Annotated in this window: 8 protein-coding genes and 1 pseudogene; 4 read left to right on the forward strand and 5 right to left on the reverse strand. The window is 64.7% G+C overall.

The features are described 5' to 3' along the window. Nucleotides 1-20: 20 nt before the first annotated feature. Nucleotides 21-1,004, reverse strand: coding sequence for a malate dehydrogenase (locus VGM61_RS15885; protein WP_331523839.1), 984 nt, complete (start codon nucleotides 1,002-1,004; stop codon nucleotides 21-23). Between the two features lie 27 nt (nucleotides 1,005-1,031). Next, nucleotides 1,032-2,231, reverse strand: a complete 1,200-nt coding sequence (locus VGM61_RS15890; RefSeq protein WP_331523841.1) for an aminotransferase class I/II-fold pyridoxal phosphate-dependent enzyme — start codon at nucleotides 2,229-2,231, stop codon at nucleotides 1,032-1,034. Nucleotides 2,232-2,349: 118 nt separating this feature from the next. Between VGM61_RS15890 and VGM61_RS15895 the strand changes: the two genes are divergently transcribed. Beyond that, nucleotides 2,350-2,601, forward strand: coding sequence for a GlsB/YeaQ/YmgE family stress response membrane protein (locus VGM61_RS15895; RefSeq protein WP_331523843.1), 252 nt, complete (start codon nucleotides 2,350-2,352; stop codon nucleotides 2,599-2,601). A gap of 63 nt (nucleotides 2,602-2,664) precedes the next feature. On the opposite strand, the gene VGM61_RS15900 is transcribed toward VGM61_RS15895, so the two are convergent. The 3 genes from VGM61_RS15900 to VGM61_RS15910 form a co-directional block, all read right to left on the reverse strand. After that, the gene (locus VGM61_RS15900) at nucleotides 2,665-3,123 is read right to left on the reverse strand and encodes a YidB family protein (RefSeq protein WP_331523845.1); all 459 of its coding nucleotides are present in this window, start codon (nucleotides 3,121-3,123) and stop codon (nucleotides 2,665-2,667) included. A gap of 96 nt (nucleotides 3,124-3,219) precedes the next feature. Beyond that, nucleotides 3,220-3,726, reverse strand: a complete 507-nt coding sequence (locus VGM61_RS15905) for a peptidylprolyl isomerase (RefSeq protein WP_331523847.1) — start codon at nucleotides 3,724-3,726, stop codon at nucleotides 3,220-3,222. A 103-nt stretch (nucleotides 3,727-3,829) separates the two neighbouring features. Beyond that, nucleotides 3,830-5,539, reverse strand: a complete 1,710-nt coding sequence (locus tag VGM61_RS15910; protein ID WP_331523848.1) for a 3-hydroxybutyrate oligomer hydrolase family protein — start codon at nucleotides 5,537-5,539, stop codon at nucleotides 3,830-3,832. A gap of 165 nt (nucleotides 5,540-5,704) precedes the next feature. On the opposite strand from VGM61_RS15910, the gene typA reads away from it, so the two are divergent. The 3 genes and pseudogenes from typA to VGM61_RS15925 all read left to right on the forward strand — a co-directional run. Further along, nucleotides 5,705-7,534: a translational GTPase TypA gene (gene typA, locus VGM61_RS15915; RefSeq protein ID WP_331523849.1), complete on the forward strand. Its 1,830-nt coding sequence runs from the start codon at nucleotides 5,705-5,707 to the stop codon at nucleotides 7,532-7,534. Between the two features lie 70 nt (nucleotides 7,535-7,604). After that, nucleotides 7,605-8,291: an ATP-binding protein gene (locus VGM61_RS15920; RefSeq protein WP_331523851.1), complete on the forward strand. Its 687-nt coding sequence runs from the start codon at nucleotides 7,605-7,607 to the stop codon at nucleotides 8,289-8,291. Next, nucleotides 8,284-8,396 (forward strand): annotated as a pseudogene (locus VGM61_RS15925) (mismatch-specific DNA-glycosylase); the annotation flags it as partial. The gene VGM61_RS15920 and the pseudogene VGM61_RS15925, both read left to right, overlap by 8 nt.

Genomic DNA, 8,396 nt, shown 5'->3' on the forward strand with positions numbered 1-8,396 from the left:
CGTTGACGCCATAAAGCGTTTTACTTCTTGAACAGGTGCTCGACACCGGCGCGCTCTTCGCGCAGTTCCTTGTTGGTGGCATCGATGCGGCCCTGCGAGAACGCATTGACTGGCAGGCCCTGCACGATCGAATACTTGCCACCCTTCACCGTCACCGGGTACCCGAAGATCACACCCGGCTCAATGCCGTAGGAGCCATCCGACGGGATACCCATCGACACCCAGTCGCCTTCGGCCGTGCCCAGTGCCCAGTCATGCATGTGGTCGATCGCCGCGGACGCCGCGGACGCCGCGGACGATGCGCCACGTGCCTTGATGATCGCCGCGCCACGCTGCTGCACGGTGGGGATGAAGTCGTTTTCGTACCACGCCTGGTCGACCTGCTCGAGCGCTGGCTTGCCGCCGATGGTGGCCTGGTGGAGGTCGGGGTACTGGGTGGAGCTGTGATTGCCCCAGATGGTGACCTTCTTGATATCGGTGGTGTGCTTGCCGGTCTTCTCCGCCAGCTGCGACAGCGCGCGGTTGTGGTCCAGGCGCACCATTGCGGTGAAGCACTTCGGATCCAGGTCCGGTGCGTTCTGCTGGGCGATCAGTGCATTGGTGTTGGCGGGGTTGCCCACTACCAGCACACGCACATCGCGCTTGGCGTGATCGTTCAGGGCCTTGCCCTGTGGGCCGAAGATGGCACCGTTGGCTTCGAGAAGATCCTTGCGCTCCATGCCGGGGCCGCGCGGACGCGCACCCACCAGAAGGGCGTAGTCGACATCCTTGAAGGCCACGTTGAGGTCATCGGTGGCCACGACGCCTGCGAGCGTCGGGAAGGCGCAGTCGTTCAGCTCCATCACCACGCCCTGCAGCGAAGGCAGCGCCGGGGTGATTTCCAACAGGTGCAGGATCACCGGCTGGTCCGGACCGAGCATGTCGCCGGCGGCAATGCGGAAAAGGAGGGCATAACCGATCTGGCCGGCAGCGCCGGTCACGGCAACACGTACGGGAGCTTTCATGGGGGATGACTCCTAACAGTCGATGGTTCAGTGAAGTTCGGCAAAGAACTCGGCGATCCGGGCCATACCCTGGTCGAGCCGGTCGTCGGGACAGGAATAGGAAATACGCAATGCGCGCGGCTCGCCGAAAGCAGAACCCGGCACGCAGGCCACGCCCTTGGCCTCCAGCAGCGCCGCGCAGAACTCAATATCGTTGTCGATGCGCGTGCTTCCATGGCTTTTGCCAAAGGCGACGGAGATATCGGGGAAGGCGTAGAACGCACCTTGCGGACGCGGGCAATGCACCCCGGGGATGGCCACCAGCGCCGCATGCACGCGATCGCGTTTGGCGGCGAACTCGCCGGCCTTCTGCCGGGGGACGTCCTGCGGACCGGAAAGGGCCGCGACCGCCGCGGCCGACACCACTTCGGGCAGGTTGGTGATGTGATTGGAGTTCATCGTGGTGACAGCGCGCGCCACTGACTCAGGCGCGGCGATGAAGCCCACGCGCCAGCCAGGCATGCCGTAGGTCTTGGACAGCGAATCGACGAAGATCACGCGGTCTTTGAGTTCCGGACGGGCATGGACGAAGTTGTGGTAGCCGACGTCGTCGTACACCATCGTGTTGTAGATGTCGTCGGTGATCACCCAGGTGTCGGGGTAGTTGGCAATGACATCGGCAAGCGCCGTGATTTCTTCCTTCGTGTACACCATGCCCGTCGGGTTGGACGGATTGTTGAACAGGAATACACGCGGCTTGCGGGCCAGGGCTTCATCCAGCTGGGCCGGGGTGAGCTTGTAGTTCCGCTCTGGCGGACAGGGCAGCAGGTTGATCTTCGCGCCGACGATCTCAGCGATGTCGACGTAGCTGGTCCAGTAGGGCGTAGGGAAGGTGATCTCGTCGCCCTCGTCCAGCAGGGCCTCGGCCAGGTTGTACAGGATGTGCTTGGCGCCGACGCCGGTGCATATGTTGGTGCGGGTATAGCCGGTAAGCCCCAGCGCCTGTATGTGTCCCAGGAAGGCGTCGAGCACGGCATCAGCGCCGCGGTTGCTGCCGTACTGGCCTGAATCGGTGTCCAGCGCCTTACGGGCGGCGTCGTACACATGCGCGCCGGGCAGGAAATTGGGCACGCCGATCGAGAAATTGACGATATCGCGGCCTTCGGCCCTGAGCTTCTTCGCCTTTTCGGCGATGACCATGATGGCGCTGGGTTTGGCGCGTCCGATTCGCTGGGCAAGCTGCGGCATGCGGGTACTCGTTCGTGGGCAACGGAAGGGGCAAAGCCCAAGAATTTTATCACGGGTGGCAGACTTCCCGCCCCGGCCGGGTGCATGATGCGGCTACACCAACCAACGGGGAGCGGCTATGCACTGGCTTTGGGCATTCCTGATCGGCCTTGTCGTGGGCATCATTGCCAAGTTTCTGGTGCCGGGGAAAGATCCGGGTGGCTTCATCATCACCGGCTTGCTGGGTATCGCAGGCTCGCTGCTGGCCGGCTGGGCCGGACAGCAGATGGGCTGGTATGGGCCGGATGATTCGGCCGGCTTCATCGCCTCGGTGGTCGGGGCCATCGTGTTGCTGCTGATCTGGCGGATGTTCCGGCGCCGCACGGCCTGACCGGCCGTCGGATTGGCAAGGAAAAGAGGGCCGCGCCATGCGCGGCCCTCCTGGTTTTCCTCTCTAGCCGAACACCTTCCCGGCCAGCCCACTCAGGGCCGACGTATCGAAACCGCCGGACGGTTGTTCAGGCACCTGGCCTTGCGGTGTGAGGTGATCCACCGCCTGCGGCAGAACGCCGGAAAGCTTCGCCATCAGTTCATCCGGGCTGGTGCCCATTTTGGCGGCCGCTTCCTGCACCAGGTTGCCCAGCCCCCCGCCCTGCAGGGCCTGGGAAAGTTGGTCCGGCGCGACCGGCTGGTTTTCGCCGGTGCCCACCCAGGATTGGGCGGCTCCGCCCAGGCCGTGCTGCTGGAGCATGCTCACCAGCCCGCCCACGCCCCCGGCCTTGCTAAGCAGGGCGGCGGCCACGGCCATCAGGCCACCGCCACCCAACGCCGATCCCAATCCGCCGCCGTTGCTGCCGTTGCCGGCATTGCCCGCGGCGCCCTGGCCACCAAGCAATTCATCGAGCAGACCCATGTCGTATCTCCCGTGAAAGCCCCCCAGCCTGGGGAGCGTATACCCGGCAGATGACGGTTAGCCACCGCTTTCGATGGGCCCATCCGGCACTACTTTTCAGCCGGCGTCGAGCACCTTGTTCCACTCGCCCACCTGGAAGGCCTGGGCGGCCAGCAAGGCGTCGACGTCACCTTCCACCACAACCTTTTCGATGATGTCGTCCTGGCGGATCTGGTTCACCACGGCCATGTCTTCGGGCGAGATCACTTCGCCGAACACGCTGTGCTTGCCGTCCAGCCACGGAGTGGCGCCGTGGGTGATGAAGAACTGGCTGCCGTTGGTGCCCGGGCCGGCATTGGCCATGGAGAGCACACCCGGCTTGTCGTGCCGCAGGCTGGGATCGAACTCATCACCGAAACGGTAACCCGGACCGCCGCGGCCGCTGCCCTCGGGGCAACCGGCCTGGACCATGAAGTCGTTGATCACGCGATGGAAGGTCAGGCCGTCGTAGTAGCCACGCCTGGCCAGGTTGATGAAATTGGCCACGGTCAGCGGCGTCTTGTCGTCGTGCATGCGGATGTGGATCGGACCTTTGTTCGTGCGCAGGGTGACAGTGATCGGCATGGGGTGTCCTTCGGTGTCCTTGGAATGACCGCCACGGGGCATGGCGGGCTGCAATGGGGGCCAGAGCATACCCGACCGGACGTGGGGGGACCGTCCACGGGATTCAACCGGACACGAGCGCCAGGTGGGCGGCGGTGAGTTTCCCAGGTCCGCGTGGCTGGGCAGCGGCCGGCACGGCATCCTCCGGCAGAGCCCTGCCCGTGGCCAGATGCGCCCAGAGCCGGTCCAGCGCAGCGTAGCCATAGGGAAGAAGCGGTATGTAGCGATCGCCGAACTCCGGAAATGCCAGGAAGGCATCGAAATGCTGGGCATGGGGCACGCGCCAGTACACGGGCGAACGGCCGGAGGCGCGCAACCAGGCTACGTAGGGATCGGCACTGAAGGTGGCCGGGACCAGACCGTCGGCAGCGCCTTGGACCACGATCACCGGCAAGCCTTCGGCGGGAAGGCCCGCCCGCGTGGCATCGACCGAGCGGCGCAGTTTCGCAGCATCCGGCGATGTCCCATCCCACAAGGCACGAAGCCCCTGCTCGCCCGGCAGGTTGATGTCCGCGCCGGGCATGATGCCGCCGAGCATGGCCACACCAGGGCCAGGCGGGACGCCACTGGCGTCGGACCACCAGGTAGGTCGCAATGCCGGCATCGTGTTGCGGAAAACAAAGCCGCAGGGCATGCGATCGGGCGGGCACCGCAGATATGACGATGCGTATGTCGCGCCCAATGCACGCCAAAGATCCAGCGATGTGGACGATGCCGCCGTGGCCACCGCTTCATCGCGCCAGCCGCTCGACCGCAATCGCGCCAGTGCATCGGCCGCTTGCGCCGCCGGCGTACCCCCATCGACCAGGCCAAGGGCGCGCAGGCTGGCGCCACGGGCGATCCATGGCAAGGGCGCAGCGCCCATGGCCCGGGCGAATGGCACGCTGGCGAACTGCGGCGAGGCAAGCGCGCAAGGCAACAACAGGGCGGCTTCGGTGGCGTAGTCGTACAAAGGCCGGCCACGCCCGGACATGTGGATATTGGGCTCTAGCGCAACCACGCCGGACAGGACACCGTCGGCATCGTCGCCGGCGGCGCGCAACACCGCGCCGCCTCCGTTGGAAAGGCCGGTGGCGATGATTTTTGTGTTGGCCGGGGTGAACGGGGCGAGATGCGGATAGGCGCGATCGAGCATCGCCAGGCCAAAACGTGCCGCGGCCAGTACATGGCGTCCCCAGTCGGCCTCGGGATTGTCCTGCGAGTGGGCATGCTTGATGCCAAGGCCGTCCAGCGGGCTCAAACCTTCCACCGCGAATTCCAGCGGCGCCTCGCCCATGCGTGCACGACGCCCGTCCAGGGCCACGCCGCTCATGTCCGCCGGATCGAAATACCCCGCCCCGGCGCCCTTGTCCGTGTAGGCCACGGCGAAACCGCGGGGCAACGCCCAACCACCAGCCAGGGCGATCGCGCCATAAACGCCGCGCGACCCAGACGAAGGCGCCACCACCAGGCAGCGTGCCTTTTCGTCGAATGCATCGGGTGCCTGCAATAGCACGCGATGCGGAAAATGTGCTCCATCGAGGGTATCGAAGGCGGTGAATTCACGCCCGGGCACGTCCGGCACGGCGCCATAGACCTCGCCGAACCCGCCCAGCACGCCGAAGTCGGCAATGCCCTTCCAGCTCGACTGGATGGCCCGGCGGCGCAATTCCAACGATGTGGGATTGTTGGGATGGGCGCACGAGGGCACCAGGCCCACCAGACCCGCCAGACCCATCCCGGCACTGAGCAGGTCATCGCCGTGCCGGTGATCGGTGACGCGGATCTCCGGCATGCCGGCTTCCTTTCGATGGGGGAAGATCACGATAACCGGTGGGGCCGGCGGCGGCGATAGGACAGCTATCGTTAACAATTCATGCGGATGCCACCGATTGGCCGTATACTAGGCGGCTTCCTTAACCACGAAAGGTGCTCCGGCCACGAGCCGGGGGGTCCGGGTATGTCCATCGAAAAACTGCGCAATATCGCCATCGTCGCCCACGTCGACCATGGCAAGACGACCCTCGTCGACCAGCTGCTCAAGCAGTCCGGCACGCTCGCTGAGCGCACCGTGCTTGCCGAGCGCGTGATGGACTCCAACGACCAGGAAAAGGAACGTGGCATCACGATCCTTGCCAAGAACACCGCCATCAGGTGGCGCGACAACCGCATCAACATCGTCGATACCCCGGGCCATGCCGACTTCGGCGGTGAGGTCGAGCGCGTGCTGTCGATGGTCGACTCGGTGCTGATCCTGGTCGACGCCCTGGACGGCCCGATGCCGCAGACCCGCTTCGTCACCAGCAAGGCCTTCGCCATGGGCTTCAGGCCCATCGTGGTGGTGAACAAGGTCGACCGTCCCGGCGCCCGCCCGGACTGGGTCGTCGACCAGGTGTTCGACCTGTTCGACAAGCTCGGCGCCACCAACGAACAGCTGGATTTCCCCATCGTCTACGCTTCGGCGCTCAATGGTTACGCCAGCCTGGATTCGGAAGTCCGCGAAGGCGACATGACCCCGCTGTACGAAGCGATCATGCAGCACGTGTCCAAGCCCGACGTTAACCCCGACGGCCCGTTCCAGATGCGCATCAGCCAGCTGGACTACAACAGCTTCGTCGGCCTGATCGGCATCGGCCGCATCCAGCGCGGCAAGATCAAGAAGAACATGCCCGTCAGCGTCGTCGGCCCGGACGGCAAGAAGCGCCAGGGCAAGGTGTTGCAGGTGCTTGGCTTCATGGGTCTTGAGCGCCTCGAGGTCGAAGAGGCCGAGGCCGGCGACATCGTGGCCATTTCCGGCATCCAGGAATTGGGCATTTCCGACACCGTCTGCGCCCTGGACTCCCCCGAGGCCCTTCCGGCACTCACCGTCGACCAGCCGACCATCAGCATGACCTTCCAGGTGAACAATTCCCCGTTCGCCGGCAACAAGGATCTCTCCGGCGGCAAGTTCATCACCAGCCGCCAGCTGCGTGAGCGCCTGGAGCGCGAAAGGCTGCACAACGTGGCCCTGAAGGTGGAAGAAGGTTCCGATCCGGATAAATTCCTGGTCTCCGGCCGTGGCGAACTGCATCTTTCGGTGCTGATCGAGAACATGCGCCGCGAAGGCTATGAACTGGCCGTGTCCCGCCCGGAAGTCATCATCAAGGAAATCGACGGCGAGCTGAAGGAGCCGGTCGAGCAGCTGGTGATCGACATCGAGGAGCAGCACCAGGGCGGCGTGATGGAAAAGCTCGGCATTCGCAAGGGCCAGCTGAAGAACATGGAGCCCGACGGCAAGGGCCGCGTGCGCCTGGATTACATGATCCCGGCGCGTGGCCTGATCGGCTTCCAGAACGAGTTCAAGACGCTCACCCAGGGCTCGGGCCTGCTCTCGCACGTGTTCGACCACTACGGCCCGAAGGAAACCGGCGCCATCGCCAAGCGCCAGAACGGCGTGATGATCGCCAATGCACCGGGCGCTACTCCTGCCTACTCGCTGGGGCCGCTGGAAGATCGCGGCAAGCTGTTCGCTGCCGAAGGCGACAACGTGTACGAAGGCCAGCTGATCGGCATCCACGCCAAGGACAACGACCTCACCGTCAATGCCATCAAGACCAAGCCGCTGACCAACATGCGCGCCTCAGGCAAGGACGACGCCATCAAGCTCACCCCGGCGATCAAGTTCTCGCTGGAGCAGGCCCTCGACTTCATCGAGGACGATGAGCTGGTGGAAGTGACCCCGAAGGAAATTCGCCTGCGCAAGAGGCACCTGACGGAAAACGACCGCAAGCAGGCCTCGCGCAAGGGTTGATCCCGACCCTGGCGTGACAGGAAAAAACCCGGCATTGCCGGGTTTTTTTTATTCCCGCTACCATGGGCCGATGCCAACATCCCCCACCGAAGTATTGCTCTCTTGGAGTGGCGGCAAGGATTGCCTGATGACCTTGCAGCGCCTGAGGGGTGACCCATCGTGGCGCGTGGTGGGTTTACTCACCACGGTCAACCGTAACTTCCAGCGCATTGCCATGCACGGCGTGCGTCGGGATGTCCTGGAAGCACAAGCCCGGGCGCTGGGCCTTCCGCTGGTGGTAGCCGAACTCGACTGGCCTTCGAGCAACGATGCCTATGAGGCGGCCTTCGCCGCAGCGCTGATTGAAGCCCGGACGCGCTGGCCGGGTCTTCGGCACATCGCCTTCGGCGACTTGTTCCTTGAGGATGTCCGGGCGTATCGGCAGAAGCAGCTCGCGCCGCTCGGCTGGGAAGGTGTCTTCCCGCTCTGGGGCGAAGACACTGCCGCACTGGCCCATCGTTTCGTTGCCGAGGGCCACCGTGCCAGCCTTTGTTGCGTGGACACGCAACAACTGCATGGCCGTTTCGCCGGCCATTCCTTCGATGCCCGCCTGCTGGCATCCTTGCCCGAGAGCGCAGATCCCTGCGGTGAACGTGGCGAGTTCCATACATTGAGCTTCGGCGGCCCTCTTTTCGAGCACGATCTTCCGTTGCGCCAGGGCGAATCGGTGATGCGCGACGAACGCTTCCGCTATTGCGACTTCATTCTCGATGACTGACGACACTGTCGAACACGTCCTGCCGGACGTCATGGTGCCAGGACTGCGCCTGGTGTTCTGCGGCACCGCCGCCGGCACGCGCTCGGCGCAGGAGCGGGCGTACTA

Source organism: Pinirhizobacter sp., assembly GCF_036499745.1.
GTDB lineage: Bacteria > Pseudomonadota > Gammaproteobacteria > Xanthomonadales > Rhodanobacteraceae > Pinirhizobacter.